Annotated in this window: 15 protein-coding genes and 2 pseudogenes; 11 read left to right on the top strand and 6 right to left on the bottom strand. The window is 71.2% G+C overall.

Annotated features, from left to right (window positions below; translation table 11 throughout):
- Positions 1 to 135: 135 nt before the first annotated feature.
- Positions 136 to 975, top strand: coding sequence for a nitrilase-related carbon-nitrogen hydrolase (locus ACWGI2_RS25400; RefSeq protein WP_160506361.1), 840 nt, complete (start codon positions 136 to 138; stop codon positions 973 to 975).
- 191 nt (positions 976 to 1166) lie between these two features.
- On the opposite strand, the gene ACWGI2_RS25395 is transcribed toward ACWGI2_RS25400, so the two are convergent.
- Together ACWGI2_RS25395 and ACWGI2_RS25390 are read right to left on the bottom strand one after the other, a co-directional pair.
- Positions 1167 to 3326: an FtsX-like permease family protein gene (locus ACWGI2_RS25395; protein WP_453697818.1), complete on the bottom strand. Its 2160-nt coding sequence runs from the start codon at positions 3324 to 3326 to the stop codon at positions 1167 to 1169.
- A gap of 431 nt (positions 3327 to 3757) precedes the next feature.
- Positions 3758 to 4486: pseudogene (locus ACWGI2_RS25390) on the bottom strand (ABC transporter ATP-binding protein); the annotation flags it as partial.
- A 104-nt stretch (positions 4487 to 4590) separates the two neighbouring features.
- Between ACWGI2_RS25390 and ACWGI2_RS25385 the strand changes: the two are divergent.
- Together ACWGI2_RS25385 and ACWGI2_RS25380 are read left to right on the top strand one after the other, a co-directional pair.
- The gene (locus tag ACWGI2_RS25385; protein ID WP_453698289.1) at positions 4591 to 5844 is read left to right on the top strand and encodes a DUF2786 domain-containing protein; all 1254 of its coding nucleotides are present in this window, start codon (positions 4591 to 4593) and stop codon (positions 5842 to 5844) included.
- 238 nt (positions 5845 to 6082) lie between these two features.
- A complete protein-coding gene (locus ACWGI2_RS25380; protein ID WP_453697816.1) occupies positions 6083 to 8284 on the top strand; it encodes an FUSC family protein in 2202 nt (733 codons plus the stop codon).
- Between the two features lie 34 nt (positions 8285 to 8318).
- Here ACWGI2_RS25380 and ACWGI2_RS25375 read toward each other — a convergent pair whose 3' ends face one another.
- The 3 genes from ACWGI2_RS25375 to rpmB form a co-directional block, all read right to left on the bottom strand.
- Positions 8319 to 8837 carry a hypothetical protein gene (locus ACWGI2_RS25375; protein WP_453397044.1) on the bottom strand — a complete coding sequence of 173 codons (519 nt, stop codon included), beginning with the start codon at positions 8835 to 8837 and terminating at the stop codon, positions 8319 to 8321.
- 62 nt (positions 8838 to 8899) lie between these two features.
- Entirely contained in the window at positions 8900 to 9205 is a 306-nt protein-coding gene (gene rpsN / locus ACWGI2_RS25370; protein ID WP_453397045.1) for a 30S ribosomal protein S14, read from the bottom strand.
- Positions 9205 to 9441 carry a 50S ribosomal protein L28 gene (rpmB, locus tag ACWGI2_RS25365; protein WP_160506367.1) on the bottom strand — a complete coding sequence of 79 codons (237 nt, stop codon included), beginning with the start codon at positions 9439 to 9441 and terminating at the stop codon, positions 9205 to 9207. The genes rpsN and rpmB overlap by 1 nt, the downstream gene beginning before the upstream one ends.
- Before the next feature lie 82 nt (positions 9442 to 9523).
- Between rpmB and rpmG the strand changes: the two genes are divergently transcribed.
- From rpmG to ACWGI2_RS25330, 7 genes and pseudogenes are all read left to right on the top strand, one after another.
- The gene (gene rpmG, locus ACWGI2_RS25360) at positions 9524 to 9688 is read left to right on the top strand and encodes a 50S ribosomal protein L33 (RefSeq protein ID WP_003999141.1); all 165 of its coding nucleotides are present in this window, start codon (positions 9524 to 9526) and stop codon (positions 9686 to 9688) included.
- Positions 9689 to 9693: 5 nt separating this feature from the next.
- The gene (locus ACWGI2_RS25355; RefSeq protein WP_160506368.1) at positions 9694 to 9939 is read left to right on the top strand and encodes a type B 50S ribosomal protein L31; all 246 of its coding nucleotides are present in this window, start codon (positions 9694 to 9696) and stop codon (positions 9937 to 9939) included.
- Positions 9936 to 11114, top strand: a complete 1179-nt coding sequence (locus tag ACWGI2_RS25350; protein ID WP_453697815.1) for a CobW family GTP-binding protein — start codon at positions 9936 to 9938, stop codon at positions 11112 to 11114. Before ACWGI2_RS25355 ends, ACWGI2_RS25350 begins: the two co-directional genes overlap by 4 nt.
- On the top strand, positions 11115 to 11360 hold the full coding sequence (gene rpsR / locus ACWGI2_RS25345; RefSeq protein ID WP_453397047.1) for a 30S ribosomal protein S18: 246 nt from the start codon (positions 11115 to 11117) through the stop codon (positions 11358 to 11360).
- A gap of 148 nt (positions 11361 to 11508) precedes the next feature.
- Positions 11509 to 11904 (top strand): ArsR/SmtB family transcription factor, encoded by a 396-nt coding sequence (locus ACWGI2_RS25340; RefSeq protein ID WP_453397049.1) that lies wholly within the window; start codon positions 11509 to 11511, stop codon positions 11902 to 11904.
- Positions 11901 to 12204 (top strand): annotated as a pseudogene (locus tag ACWGI2_RS25335) (SRPBCC family protein). The gene ACWGI2_RS25340 and the pseudogene ACWGI2_RS25335 overlap by 4 nt, the downstream one beginning before the upstream one ends.
- A 148-nt stretch (positions 12205 to 12352) precedes the next feature.
- A complete protein-coding gene (locus tag ACWGI2_RS25330; protein ID WP_336605851.1) occupies positions 12353 to 12586 on the top strand; it encodes a DUF397 domain-containing protein in 234 nt (77 codons plus the stop codon).
- A 73-nt stretch (positions 12587 to 12659) separates the two neighbouring features.
- Here the strand turns inward: ACWGI2_RS25330 and ACWGI2_RS25325 are convergent, their stop codons facing one another.
- Complete coding sequence (locus ACWGI2_RS25325; protein ID WP_160506374.1) at positions 12660 to 13145, bottom strand: ATP-binding protein; 486 nt, start codon at positions 13143 to 13145, stop codon at positions 12660 to 12662.
- A gap of 362 nt (positions 13146 to 13507) precedes the next feature.
- Between ACWGI2_RS25325 and ACWGI2_RS25320 the strand changes: the two genes are divergently transcribed.
- On the top strand, positions 13508 to 14371 hold the full coding sequence (locus ACWGI2_RS25320; RefSeq protein WP_453397050.1) for a helix-turn-helix domain-containing protein: 864 nt from the start codon (positions 13508 to 13510) through the stop codon (positions 14369 to 14371).
- The last annotated feature ends 38 nt before the right edge of the window (positions 14372 to 14409 follow it).

The raw sequence follows: 14409 nt of genomic DNA, 5'->3' as shown, positions 1-14409 counted from the left end.
TGCGGGGTTGCGTGGCTCGGGGCGCCCTTGCCGGTGGGTCGGCGGTGGTGGGGCCTGCGGGTCTCCCCTGCCGCGCGCCCCACGTCCGGGCGCTCCGACATGCGAGGGGCGCCCGGCGCTGCGAGGCTCGAGGCCATGAGAGTGGCCCTTGCGCAGACCGACTGTGTCCTCGGAGAGGTCGACGAGAACCTCGCGGACGCCCGGGAGCAGGTCGGCCAGGCGGCGGCGCAGGGTGCCGACCTCGTCGTCTTCCCCGAGCTGAGTCTGCACGGGTACCACTTGGGCGGCCTGGAACGTGACACGTCGCTGGAAGCGAGGGACCGCCGCCTCCTGGAACTTTCCACCGCGGGGCCCGACGTCATCGTCGGCCTGCACGAGCACACGAGCCTGCGCGCGTACAACACGTCCGCGTACTACTCGGGCGGCCAACTCCTGCACGCCCACCGGAAGTTGTACCTGCCGAACTACCTGGCCTGGGAGGAACGCAAGCACGTCAGCCCCGGCCAGCACCTGCGTGCGTACGACCTGCCGGGCGGGCACGGTCGCGCCGCGACGCTCGTCTGCAACGACGCGTGGCAGCCGGTGCTTCCGTGGCTGGCCGTGCAGGACGGTGCCGAGGTCATCATCGTCCCCACGAACAGCGCGGCGAGCCTGGATCCCGAGGCGATGGACACGGGCCTGTACTGGGACACGCTGCTGTCCTACACGGCCCGCATGCTCCAGTGCTGGGTGGTGTTCGTGAACCGGGTCGGGAACGAGAACGGGGCGTCGTTCTGGGGCGGTTCGAGGGTGGTGGACCCGCGGGGGACGGTGGTGGCGCAGGCGCCGAAGTGGGAGCCGGGCCTTGTGACGGTGGACATCGACGTCCACGAGGCGCGGCGGCATCGGCGGGCGGTGCCGCTTGTCGCTGAGGCGCGGCTGGGGTTGATCGACCGGGAGGTACGGCGCTTGATCGATGAGGGGGGTGACAGCTGAGGGGGCCTTGCGGCCGGCCGGGCGGTGTCTTGTGCGGTCCCTGCTTGCCGCCGCCCTGCCTTTCCCTTCTCACCCCGTGGCCTTACCTCCACGAACGGGCCTTTCCCGCCCACCCGCCCGATTGCCCCGCGGTCTTTCCCCTGGACGAACGAGCTTTCCCGCCCACCCGCCCGATTGCCCGGGGTGGGGCCTCACCTTCGCCGTGTCCCCATCACCCCCACCCCCACCACCGCACACACCCCCACAGCCACCCCCACCACCCCCCACGGCACCACCAACACCCCCGCCGGTGCCGAAAGCCGTGACAGGCCCGCGCTCAGCGTGCCCAGGTTGAGCAGCGTCACCGCCAGGCCCAGTGCCGCGCCCACCCCCACCGCCAGCAGTGACTCCCCGGCTATCACCAGCCGCACCTGGCCCTCCGTAGCCCCGGCCATCCGCAGCGAGCGCAGTTCAGGGCCCCGTACCGAAGTCGCCATCAGCAGCGTTCCCGCCAGGGAGATCGCCGTGTAGATCAGCGCGATACCCAGCAGTACCAGCAGCCCAAGACGCGTCTGCGGCTTCGTCGCCGGGTGCGTGGCCGCGAGCCACTCCTCCGCCGTCCGCACCCGGAGGCCCTCGCCCCCGCCGGCGAACCTTTCCCGCAGCGCCCCCGCCACCTCGTCCCGGTCCGCCCCGTCCCGCAGCCCCACGTCGATGCGGTCCACCGCCGCCGCGGCCCCCGCAGCCCCCGCATTCGCCGACGTGACGTACGCCCCGTTGTCCCCGGTCCCCCGCGCCAGCACCGCGACGATCCGCAGCCGCGCAGGCCTGCCGTCCCCGAGCCAGACATCGACCCGCTCGCCCACCCGCCGCCGCTCCCACTCCTCGTTGACGACGATCGACCGGTCGTCGAGATCGCGTACGTCCCCCGCCACCACCGGAAGCCGCGAGACCGAGGCGTACGCCGCCGGATCGCTCACGGCCCGCGCGTCCGAGCGGATCAGCGCCGTGCCTCCCTCCTCCCGTACGAACACCGCGGTGGAGGCGGACGACGCGGCCACCGCCACCCCGTCCACCTTCCCGGCCCCCACCCCCACCTCCGCTGGGGTCAAGTCCTCGCCGGTCAGGACCAGTTCGGCACCAGTCCGCTCCCGCGCCTCCTCCGCCCTCGCCTCGCCCACCGTCTCCGCCGAGCCCAGCAGCGAGCCCGCGAGAGCGACCGTCACCAGGACCGGCGCCGCGACGGCGGCGGTGCGCCGCACGGACGCGGCGGAGTTCTCGCGGACCAGGAGCCCGATCGCGCCGGGAAGACGGACGGCGCGCAGGACGGGACGTACGAGTAGCGGAGTGAGCGCGGCGAGTGCGGTGATCAGGATCATCGGCTGGGTCGTGTACGTCTTCCGCTTCAGCAGCGCGGACGGATCGCTCCACAGCGTCCAGGCCAGCAGCCCGACCCCCGCCGCCAGCAGCACGCCCCCCACGATCCGCCGGCTCCACGGCATGACCCCGGTGTCGACGGACGCGTCCCGCAGCGCCTCGACGGGACCCACGCGCCCCGCCCGCCGCGAGGCGATCCACGCCCCCGAGAAGGCCACCGACACCCCGACCCAGAACGCGAGATGGTACGGCCAGACCGCCCCGCCGATCCCGAACCACTCCGGAGCGATCTCCGCGTCCACCAGGGCTTCGGCGAGCAGCGGCGCGCCCCAGGCCCCCAGCGCGCAGCCCGCACCGGAGGCCGTGACCCCCACCGCGAGCGCCTCGGCGAGCAGCGTCCTGCGTACCTGCCCCGGAGTCGCTCCGGCCATCCGCAGCAGCCCGAACTCCCGCCGCCGCAGCGCCACGACGAAGGCGAAGGTGGACGCGGTGACGAACACGGACACGAACGCGGACACCCCGCCCGCCGTCCCCAGGAACGAGTTCACCGCAACCAGCGCCTCCGCGTCCCGCCCCGGCTCCGGATCGGCGAGCCGCCGGTCGCCCCCGGTCAGCACGCGGGCCCGTTCCCCGACGACTTCCCGCACCGCCCCGACCGGAGCGTCCACGCCCACCGCGTCCCTCTTCGCCCCGTCAAGGCGGACGGGGCCGAGGCGTCGAAGCTCGCGCAGAAGTTCGATATCCACAGGGTGTGGATGAGCGAGCGGCTTCGATACGTGTGCGGTGTCGGGGCCGCGTTTCACCGGGACGGTCAGAGTGTTCTGCCCCATGACGACCACGGGTGACGCGGCGAACCGCACGGGCTCCCGCTCCGGCGCGCTGAACGTCGAGGCGAGCCCGAGCCCCATCGCGGCGGTGAGGGCCACGCCGAGCGCGACAGCGACGAACGCGCCGAGAAGGCCGGCCCAGCGGGTACGAAGGGAAGCGAAAACCATCACCGCCCCACCACCTCGCCCCAACAGGAACCACTACCGCCGCCGGAGCCGCTGCCGTCACCCAAGTCGGCGCCGCCGCCCAAGCCGGTGCCGCCCTCCGAGCCGCTGCCGTCACCAAAGCCGGTGCCGCCCTCCGAGCCGGTGCCGCCACCCAAGCCGGTGCCGCCGCCCGAGCCAGGGCCACCGCCCAAGCCCGGGCGAACCGAGCCAGGCCTGCCCGACGCGAGGTCGCCCGGGTCAAGGTGGCCGGGCTCTGGACTGCCCGACGCAATGCCATCCTGCTCAAGGCCACCTGGCCCCAGGCCGTCCTGCTCAAGGCCACCGCCTGGCCCTAGGCCACCCGAGGCAAAGCTTCCCGCTGTAAAGCCACTTGGCTTATGGCTGCCCGACGTAAAGCCGCCAGGCTCTGGGCTACCCGCTTCAAGCCCACCACGCCCCCGGCGACCCGACTCAAGTCCCGCCATTCGTCGAGCCACCTCCTCCGCATCCGGCGCGAGCACCTCGTCCGCCACCCGGCCGTCCACCAGGAACACCACCCGGTCCGCATGCGACGCCGCCACGGGATCGTGCGTCACCATCACGGTCGTCTGGCCTTCCGTATCCACCAACTCACGCAGCAGCGACAGCACTTCATGGCTCGTCGTCGTGTCCAGCGCGCCGGTCGGTTCGTCGCCGAACAGCACCGCGGGGCGCGTGACGAGCGCCCGTGCCAGCGCCACCCGTTGTTGCTGGCCGCCCGAAAGCTCCCCAGGCCGATGCCGGGCGCGGTCGCCGAGGCCCACCCTGCCGAGCGCGTCCGCCACCTCCGTACGCGAAGGCCTTCGCCCAGCGAGCCGCAGGGGCAGGGCGACGTTCTGGGCGGCGGTCAGTGACGGGAGGAGGTTGAAGGACTGGAACACGAAGCCGATACGGCCCCTCCGCAGCAGCGTCAGCCGCCGCTCGCTCAGCTCCGTCAGCTCCGTGCCGCCCACCTCGACCGTCCCGGACGTCGGCCGGTCGAGCCCGGCGGCGCACTGCAGCAGCGTCGACTTGCCGGAGCCGGACGGCCCCATGATCGCGGTGAAGGTACCGGCACGTATCGCGAGGTCGACGCCGTCGAGGGCGGTCACGTCACGGTAGAGGCGGCGGACGGCGGTGAGCCGTACGGCAGTTGAGGTCATGCCGCAAGCCAACCGCCCGCCGCCCCGCCGGGCACGACCACTGGGGGGCGTCCTGGGGGTAGGGCCAGCCATACCCTTGACGTATGGATGATCCGGTGACCGATGTGACAGAGGTGATCGACAAGGCGTTCGCGGCAGCGCTGTACGCGGACGGCGACGAGGGCCTCGACACCGGCGCGTCCCTCCTCGCGGCCGCCCCCGATGCCGACGCGGAGCTGTGGCGCAGGGGCGAGGAGCTGGTGCGCCGGGCGTGGGAGCGGGGCTGGCAGCCGGCGGATGTCATACGGATGGTCGGACGCGCCCAGGACGACGTCGCCCACGGCACGGACCGTGCCCACCAGACGCAGCTGGCCGCCGAGCTGATCACGACCGAGACCAGGCGGTACGGCGACACGCTTCCGCCCCGCTGGAACGCGCAGCTGGCCGAGCTCGCCCCGCAGGACGGCCCGAAGTCGGACCGTGCCTCGCAGGACGGCCCGAGGTCGAACCGCGCCGCTCAGGACGGCCCGAGGTCGAACCGCGCCGCTCAGGCGGGACCGAGGCTCGACCGTTTCTCCCAGGCCACCGCCACCCTCGCTCTCTACCGCCTCCTCCTGCGCCTCCCCGCGATCGAGCCGGTGGGGCCCGCCCCCGGCGCCCCGCTGCACGCGCCCCCGCCGCCCGGCCACGAAGAGCCCCGCATCCTCACCCGTATCCGGGCGCTCCTGGCGAAGGCCGAGGCCACGGGGTTCCCCGAGGAGGCGGAGGCGCTGACCGCCAAGGCGCAGGAGCTGATGGCCAGGCACACCATCGACGAGGCCCTGCTCGCGTCCCGTACCCACGCCAAGGACACTCCTGGCGCCTGCCGCATCGGCGTGGACGCCCCGTACGAGACGGCGAAGGCGATCCTCTTGGACGCGGTGGCCACCGCGAACCGCTGCCGCGCGGTGTGGAACGAGGCGTACGGATTCTCGACCGTCGTCGGTTTCGAGCCCGACCTGGAAGTGGTCGAACTCCTCCACACCTCCCTCCTCGTACAGGGGACGGCGGCGATGACGAAGGCGGAGGCGGGGCAGCGGGCGGGCGGCCGGAAGCGTACGAAGACGTTCCGTCAGGCTTTCCTGCTGGCTTACGCGAACCGCCTCGGTGCGCGGCTCGCCGCGGCGGCGGAGGACGTCGCCGTGGAGTCCCCGGAGGCGGGGGAGCTGTTGCCCGTCCTGGCTGCCCGGGATGTGGCCGTCACGTCCCACGCCGAGCGGATGTTCCCCGAGACGAGTACGGCGCGGGTGCGGGGTGTGTCGGACCGGGAGGGGTGGACGTCCGGGACGGCGGCGGCGGACGAGGCGCAGGTGGCTCCGAGGCGCCGACGCCTCGCCTGAGCCGTCACGCCCCTCCCCAACGCCACCGGCAGCGCGCCCCCGCCGAACAGGCCTCGCCCGTAGTCGGCCCCGCACCCACACACGGCCGGCTCCACAGCGCACCACGCGCCCGCAGCCGACCCGGCCCCGCACCCACACACGCACCGCCCCCGCACCCACCCACGGCCAGCACCGCCCCCGCCCCCCGAAGCCCCCCACCCAAGCCAACCCAGCCCGATATGCCCCGTATCATCACAGAGTGACCTGGCTTCGAGCGCTGAAGGAGACCAGCCGCTCGGGGCTGACCGTCGAGCGGAAGCGGCTTGAACCCCTCATCGCCCTCCGCGGCGCAGCCGGCCTCGCCGTCGTCATCGGCGTCAGCCTCACCCTCTTCGGACCAGCCGTAGCCGCCAGCTCGGCCTTCGGTGCCTACCAGGCCGCCATCGCCACCTTCCAACGCAGCTGGCGCCCCCGCCCGGAACTGGCCCTGGCCTCCGGCACGAGCCTCGCCATCTCCACCTTCCTCGGCTACCTCACCGGCTCCCACACCCTCCTCTTCCTCGCCCTCCTCGCCCTCTGGACCTTCCTCTCGGGCCTGAGCTGGGCCGCGGGCCCGACCATCGGCATCATCGCCTCCTCCAACGTCGCGATCATGCTGGTCACGGTGACCCTCCCCGGCTCCCTCGCCGCCGCGGCCGGCCACGCCGCGATGATGGTGGTGGGCGGCGCCGTCCAGGCCGCCCTCGTGGTCCTGTTCCCCGTACGCAGATGGGGCGCCCAACGCGACGCCCTCGCCGACGCCCTCGCGGCCGAGGCCGATTACGCCCGCCGCCTCCGCCACGACCCCCACGCCGACTTCGACCCCGAACCCCTGATGGCCGCCCGCGACGCGGCGACCATCACCCCGCGTCAGGCCCGCACCCGCCCCGCCGAACTCCACGGCGCCCGCGGCGTGGCGGAACGCATCCGCCCGGTACTCGCCTCCCTGGCCGACCCCGCGGTGGGCGTACCGGAAGAAGGCCCCGAACGCGACCGCGTACGCGAGATCCTGGCCGCGGCGGGCGCGATCCTGGACGCGGCGGCGAGGGCCATCCGGCACGGCGAACCCGTCAAGATCCCACCCGCGGCCATGGCGACCCTCCGGACCCCGGACACCGGGGCCATCCTCACCGGCCCGGCGCAAAGAGCGGCGAAACGCCTGGCGGCACTGCTGCGCGACGTGGTCGAAACAGCGGGCAGACCCCCCACAGAAGCCCCCCAGCCCTCACCCGCGCCCCCAATTCCAACTCCAACTCCAACCCCCCTCCTCCGCCCCACCCTCCCCGCCCTCCTCCCCGCCGCCCTCCGCGCCATAAGAAGCGAGCTCCGCCGCCGCCACGAATCCCCCGTCACCCGCCACGCGATCCGCGTCACCGCGGTGGCCGCCGCCGGGTACCTCCTGGGCACCTGGCTTCCTCTCGGCCACGGCTACTGGGCCCCCATGGCCTCCGTGATGGTGATGCGCCCGGACTTCTCGCAGACGTACTCCCGCGCGGTGGCCCGCTTCGGCGGCACCCTCGTCGGGGTGGCCCTCGCCACGGGACTCGTCCAGCTGGCGGACCCCGGTACCGAACTCTCCGCGGCACTCGCCGTGCTCTGCGCCGGGATGATGTACCTGCTGATGCGCACGGGCCAGGTCGCCGCCCAGGCCTGCGTCGCCGCGTACGTCGTGTTCCTGCTCGGCATGGGCGGCGAGCAGTGGACGCAGACGGTGCCGGAACGCGTCGTCCTCACCCTCCTCGGCGGCGTCCTCGCGATGATCGCGTACGCCGTGTACCCGGCCTGGGAGACCCCGCGCCTGCGCAACCGCCTCGCCGACTGGCTGGTCGCGGACGGCCGTTACGCCGCTGCCGTCGTCAGCCGCTACGCCGACCCCGCGGGCAGCTCCTGCCCGGACGTCCGCGAGGCGCTCCTCGCCGCCCGCGACGCCCGCATCGCCTGGCAGGAAGCCTCGGCCCGCGCCAAGAACGAGCCGGTACGTCACCGCGGCCTCTCCCGCGCCGCTGCCGCCGACGCCGAGGACGCCCTCGCCCAACTCGGCCGCGTGGCCATGCTGATGGAGGCCCACCTCCCGGACCGCGACGCCACCCCCGTCCCCGCGGCCGCCCGCCTCGCGGAGGCCCTGCGCAAGTCGACCGAGGACGGCGCGAAGGCCGTACGTGAGCGCCGCGTCCCGAAGTGGGAAGCCGTGCGCAAGGCTCTCGACGAGTGGGACGGCGAGGGCGTCCCCGACCGGGTCGTACGCAGGGGAGCGGGCCTCCTCCTCGCGACCCTCGAAGAGCTGTCGGACGCCCTGGACACGGCACCACCGCCCATGCTGGTGGACGGCTCAGAAACAGCCACACAAACGGACACGGCCGTACTGAAGGAAAAAGACAGCAACGGGCCGCAGGACCCCGATCAAGGTCCCACGGCCCGCTGACCGCATCACGCCCAGAGAAAGCCGCGCCAGCTCCTCAGGACTGCGGAAGCCCCGCCGTAGGCAGCCCCTCCGGCAGCTTTCCGCCCTTGGTCCTCGTGAACTGATCCTCGCCCGCGCCCTGCCAAGAGACCGTCATCGACGTGCCGTTGACCGACTCGACCGTGCCCTCGGTGCGGTCCGAGTCACCCTTGGCGCACTTCAGCTTGATCGCATCGCCACCAGCGGTCCCACTGCACAGGACGTTCTCCCCGAGCAGCGTCGCCTGCTTCCCGGCGATGACCAGGGCCAGCGGATTCCCGTCGGCGGTGGCGACCCAGCTGCCCTCGGAGCTGCCGTCCCCGGCACCGGAGTCCGCACCGGAGTCCGCACCACCCTCGTCCGGCGTCTCGGACCCGTCGGCCCCGGCGGAGGAACCCGCCGAGCTCGACCCCTTGTCCTTGCCCTCGTCCCCGTTCCCGTCGCCGCCGTCACTGCTGCAACCGGTCAGGACAAGGGCGGCGACAAGACCCGCCGCCGCGGCACCGATACGTACGTTCCGGACGTGCGTGCGCACTGAAGTCCCCCTACATGAAGCTGTATGACGCTCGGATCAGGTCAGTGAAATCGCGCGCCAAGCTACCAGGACGACTTGCGCACCCCGGGGAGGAATCCGGCGTGCGCTTGGTCACGCAGCTTCACCCTGGAGAGGCCGAACTTCCCCACGTATCCGCGCGGGCGACCGTCGACGCTGTCCCGGTTGCGTACGCGCGTCGCGCTCGCGTCCCGCGGCTGCCGCGCCAACTCGGCCTGGGCGGCATGCCGTTCGGCCTCGCCGGTCGAGGGGCTCCGGAGAATCTCCTTCAGCTCGGCCCGCCGCACGGCGTACCGCGCGACGACCTCGCGCCGCTTCTCGTTCTTCGCGATCTTGCTCTTCTTGGCCATCAGATCCTCACCCCGCGCGCACGGATCCTGGCGACGGCGGCCTCGACGCCGATGGAGTCGACGGTCTTGATGCCCTTGGCGCTGAGCCGCAGCCGTACGAAGCGGCCCTCGCTGGGCAGCCAGTACCGCTTGCGCTGGACGTTGACGTCGAACCGGCGTGACGTACGCCGGTGCGAGTGGGAGATCTGGTTGCCGAAGCCCGGCGTGGCGCCGGTCAGCTGGCAGTGGGCGGACATGGTGACGCACCTCTCGGTCATGGGGAGGGGCTCCCCTGCGGAACCGTTTTGAAAACGGGATTCATTTTCATACACTAGCGGCATGGCTCGCAACGAACTCCGCCCCGTCATCAAGCTCCGGTCCACAGCCGGCACCGGCTACACGTACGTGACCCGCAAGAACCGCCGTAACGACCCCGACCGCATGACGCTGCGCAAGTACGACCCGGTCGTCGGGCGCCACGTCGATTTCCGAGAGGAGCGCTGACCGTCATGCGCAAGGACATCCACCCGCCGTACGGCCCCGTCGTCTTCCGTGACAAGTCCGCCGGCTTCGCCTTCCTCACCCGGTCCACCGCGACCAGCGAGAAGACGGTCGAGTGGGAGGACGGGCGCACCTACCCCGTCATCGACGTCGAGGTCTCCTCCGCGAGCCACCCCTTCTACACGGGCACGGCCAAGGTCCTGGACACCGCGGGCCGCGTGGAGCGCTTCGAACGCCGATACGGCGCGCGATGAGTGAGATGAGCGAGACGGGCGGGATGGGGGAGACGAGAGCGATGGACATCGCGATCGTCGGCGGTCTCCACTCCGACGCCCGCAAGGAAACCGTCGAGCGGCTCCTGGCCGCCGTGCCGGGGAGCGTGGCGCTCCACCACGACCTGGCCACGGCCGTGCGCGGCACCGTCGTGCGTACGGTGCGCGACGCCACCGGAGTGCTCTCCACCGGCGAGGCGCCGCTGGTCAACGACTGCGCGTGCTGCGCCCTGCGCGAGGACCTGGTGCCCGAGCTCGAACGGCTCGCGGACTCCGGCCTCACGCGGCTCGCGGTCGTCGAGCTGTGGGACTCCGTCGAGCCCAAGGCGATGGCGGAGGTCATCACGGCGCACGGGCACGAGGGGCTGCGGCTCAGCGGCGTGATCACGGCCGTCGACCCGGCACTCCTCCTGCCCTACCTCGGCAACGGCGACGACCTCATGGAGGCCGGGCTCGCCGCGGCCACCACGGATCAGCGCACGGTCGCCGACACCTGGGCCCGCCAGCTCGAGTACGCCCCCGTCCTCGCCGTCGCGGATTCCCCGGACGCCGACGACGAGGACCGCGCCCTCCTCGCCCAGCTCCACCCGACCGCCCGCCAGGTCCCGATCAGCGGTCATGGGGACCTGGCGGCTGCCGCGCTCGCCGGATTCGACGTCGAGGCGGCGGCCGCGGCCCAGCATCCGTCCTGTGCGCTGCTGCCGACCGACGCCGACGAGGCGGGGGTCGCCACCCTCGTATGGCACCGGGACCGGCCCTTCCACCCGGAGCGGCTCTATCAGGCCCTGGAGGACCTGACCTGTGCGGCGGCCCGCAGCCGCGGGAGGTTCTGGCTGGCCGACCATCCGGACACGCTGCTCGGCTGGGACGCGGCGGGCGGTGCGCTGTGCGTGGAGAGCGCGGGGCCCTGGCTGGCCTCGCTGCCGGACGCCGCCTGGGAGATGGTGCCGCCGGTGCGCCGCGCCGCGGCCGCGCTCGACTGGCATCCCGAGCACGGCGACTGCTGCCAGCACCTGGTGTTCACGTCGCCCGGCCTGGACCGCGAGGGGCTCGAAGAGGTCCTGGAGTCCTGCCTGTTGACCGACGAGGAGTACGCCGCGGGACGCGACGCCTGGAAGCACCTGCCCCCTGCCTTCGACACCCTCCTGGAGGTCTGAATGTCCCCCCGTAAGCCGTCCGGCCGCGAACAGAAGCCACGTCCCAACCCCCTGGACCAGGCGAAGATCACGTACATCGACTACAAGGACACGGAGCTGCTCCGGAAGTTCATCTCGGACCGCGGCAAGATCCGCAGCCGCCGGGTCACCCGTGTGTCTGCCCAGCAGCAGCGGCTGCTGGCCAGGGCGATCAAGAACGCCCGGGAGATGGCGCTGCTGCCGTACGGCTCGGGCTCGTCCCGCTGAGGCATGGATCGCAATAGGTAGGCGTTTCCCTACGCTTGACTCGTAGGGAAACGCCTACCTATTGTCGGGGATGGGCGGTTGGTTTCGTGCCCGGCTCCGACGGCAACGGTTGGATGCTGCTGACGGAGAAGGAAGGCTTCTGACGGCCATGGTCACCACCGGCGAGCGCCAGGGTTCACAAGCGGCCCCGGGCCAGGACCACCAGCACGAGGTCCAGTACGAGGACCAGCTCTTCGCCACGCTCGCCAACGGCACCCGGCGCGAAGTCCTCCGCCTCCTGCGTGACGAGGGGCCGCAGCCCGTCCAGGCGCTCGCCGACCACTTCGACATGCGCCGCCCCAGCCTCTCCGAGCATCTGAAGGTGCTGCGTGACGCCGGTCTCGTCTCGGAGGAGCGGTCGGGGCGGCAGCGCATCTACCGTCTTGAGGCGGTGCCGCTGGCCGAGGTGCAGGAGTGGCTCAGCCCGTACGAGCGGTTCTGGCGCGACAGGCTGAAGGGGCTCGGCGATGTGCTCGACCGCATGCCCGACGATGATCAGTCATGAGCGCCGATGACCTCACGACCCTTCATCTGGATCAGTTCTTTCCGCACCCTCCCGCCAAGGTCTGGCGCGCGCTGACCGAGCCGGAACTCGGTCCGGTGGGCCGACGCCGATCCCGCGAACCCTTCGGGCTGGACCATTACGTGGACGTTGGAACAGGAAGGGCGCGGTACGCGTCTCTTCCTAGTACATGAAGGCTTCGACCCGGACGACCCGGCGCAGATGATGGCAAGGAAGATCATGGACGGGGGATGGCGTTCGCATGCCATGCGGAGTCTGGGGCAGGTGCTGACAGAGCTGTAACCAAGAGAGCACCCCGCGTGCACGTGCATCTGCCCATGCATCGGCATGTGAACACAGCTATGATCCGGGACAGTTGACCACTGCATCTAGAGCTGTCCAGAGCGATCTAGAGCCACACCAGGCACTGCACCACCACCGGGGAGCGACTGTGCATCACGTGTTTAACGGCATGGCTGCCACGGAGCTTCACGGGGTGGTCTGGCAGAAGAGCAGGCACAGCAACTCGCAGGGCGCCTGCGTGGAGTTCGCGAAACTGCCGGGCGGCGACGTCGCCGTACGGAACTCGCGGTTCCCCGACGGCCCGGCGCTCGTCTACACGCGCGCCGAGATAGAGGCCATGCTGCTCGGGATGAAGGACGGCGAGTTCGACCACCTGATCTGACAGGTGGCCGGCCCCGTTACAGAGGCACGCCAAGGGATGAGCCAAGGGATGAACAGTCCCGCTACACGTCCCGCTACGCCAGCTGGAACAACGCCCACACGACCTTGCCCCGCAGCGCGCCCGCGAGCGGGTGCCAGCCCCAGCTGTCGCTGAACGAGTCCACCAGGAACAGGCCGCGGCCCGACTCGGCCGAGAAGTCGTCGTCGGTCTCGCGCGCGACCGGGCTGTCGTCACTGGGGTCGCGCACCGCGCACACCAGACGCGAGGTCCAGCGCATCAAGTGCAGCCGCACCGGCGGGCCGTGGTCGCGCGGGGTGTCCGACGGCAGGGCGTGTCTGAGGGCGTTGGTGACCAGTTCGGAGACGACGAGGGCGATGTCGTCGAAGCGCTCTTCCAGTTCCCACTGACACAGCGTCTTGCGGGTGAACTGCCGTGCGCTGCCCACCGCTTCATAGCGGGCGGGCAGGGAGCAGGACGCGGCGCTGGAGACGGCTGAGGGGTCGAGTGGGGGAAGCCCCTGCCGTAACGGCTCGAGCATGGTCGATCCATTCGTCCCCATGCGAGGCACTCCCCGGTTTCGCGGTACATAGCGATGGAGCGGTGGTGCGGTCGGTACAGCGGCGACGCGACGCATCCGTAGAGCTCGGCCATACGGCTCGGCACAGCTCCGTACAGCTCGGTGCGACGTCGATACAGCGGTGGCGCGCGGACCATGGTTCCGAATGCGTACAGCAGATGCAAGGGCAGATGCACGTGCACGCGCCGGACTTGGTCGTTCCCGTGCCACTTCTTGCCCATTTCTTCCTACGACTTCTTGTGGAGGACTTCCGAAGGCTTTCCGTTTCTGTAACCGGATGAGTACGGCCTGAAGCGTTTAATGGCAGACTGCTGGCTTCCAAGTGATGGGGAGGATTGAGCGAAGTGACCGCAGGGGAGTCGAGCGGCTCGGTCGTACGGCGCATGCTCCTTGGCTCGCAACTCAGGCGCCTGAGGGAATCGCGCGGCATCACCCGTGAAGCGGCCGGCTACTCGATCCGAGCCTCCGAATCGAAGATCAGCCGCATGGAGTTGGGACGGGTGAGCTTCAAGTCCAGGGACGTCGAGGACCTGTTGACGCTGTACGGCGTCACCGACGAGGCCGAGCGCGTCGCGCTGCTCTCACTCGCCAAGGAAGCCAACCTCGCAGGCTGGTGGCACAGTTACTCGGACGTCCTGCCGGGCTGGTTCCAGACGTACGTCGGTCTCGAAGGCGCCGCCTCGCTCATCCGCGTCTACGAAGTCCAGTTCGTCAACGGCCTGTTGCAGACCGAGGCATACGCCCACGCGGTCGTCGCGCGCGGCATGAAGGGCGCGAGCAAGGCCGACATCGAGCGCCGCGTCGCCCTGCGCCTCGAACGCCAGAAGCTGCTCATCTCCGAGCGCGCGCCACTCTTCCACTGCGTACTCGACGAGGCGGCGCTCCGACGCCCGTACGGGGACCGGGAAGTGATGAGGGGTCAGCTCCAGCATCTGATCGACATCTCCGAACGGCCGAATGTCACTCTTCAGGTCATGCCGTTCAGTTTCGGTGGGCACTCGGGCGAGAGCGGAGCGTTCACCATGCTGCGCTTCCCGGAATCGGACCTCTCGGACGTCGTGTACGTGGAACAGCTGACGGGGGCCCTGTACCTCGACAAGCCCGAGGAAGTCGGCCAGTACGAGCGGGTGGTGGGCGAGTTGCAGAGCGACAGCCCGAATCCGGCCGATAGTCGCGATCTTCTGCGAGGTCTGCTCCAACTGACGTGACCGGTCAGTACGATGACGTGAAATCAGCTGTCTGCACA

The organism is Streptomyces sp. NPDC054866 (assembly GCF_053610745.1).
This window is presented reverse-complemented; position numbering and strand designations above follow the sequence as displayed.

What these genes read in the sequence shown, in the direction of transcription:
- ACWGI2_RS25325 (WP_160506374.1), bottom strand. Translation starts at nt 13,145, where the DNA reads ATGGGGACGAATGGATCGACCATGCTCGAGCCGTTACGGCAGGGGCTT.
- ACWGI2_RS25400 (WP_160506361.1), top strand. Translation starts at nt 136, where the DNA reads ATGAGAGTGGCCCTTGCGCAGACCGACTGTGTCCTCGGAGAGGTCGAC.
- rpsN (WP_453397045.1), bottom strand. Translation starts at nt 9,205, where the DNA reads ATGGCCAAGAAGAGCAAGATCGCGAAGAACGAGAAGCGGCGCGAGGTC.
- ACWGI2_RS25350 (WP_453697815.1), top strand. Translation starts at nt 9,936, where the DNA reads ATGAGTGAGATGAGCGAGACGGGCGGGATGGGGGAGACGAGAGCGATG.
- rpmB (WP_160506367.1), bottom strand. Translation starts at nt 9,441, where the DNA reads ATGTCCGCCCACTGCCAGCTGACCGGCGCCACGCCGGGCTTCGGCAAC.
- ACWGI2_RS25395 (WP_453697818.1), bottom strand. Translation starts at nt 3,326, where the DNA reads ATGGTTTTCGCTTCCCTTCGTACCCGCTGGGCCGGCCTTCTCGGCGCG.
- rpmG (WP_003999141.1), top strand. Translation starts at nt 9,524, where the DNA reads ATGGCTCGCAACGAACTCCGCCCCGTCATCAAGCTCCGGTCCACAGCC.
- ACWGI2_RS25340 (WP_453397049.1), top strand. Translation starts at nt 11,509, where the DNA reads ATGGTCACCACCGGCGAGCGCCAGGGTTCACAAGCGGCCCCGGGCCAG.
- rpsR (WP_453397047.1), top strand. Translation starts at nt 11,115, where the DNA reads ATGTCCCCCCGTAAGCCGTCCGGCCGCGAACAGAAGCCACGTCCCAAC.
- ACWGI2_RS25355 (WP_160506368.1), top strand. Translation starts at nt 9,694, where the DNA reads ATGCGCAAGGACATCCACCCGCCGTACGGCCCCGTCGTCTTCCGTGAC.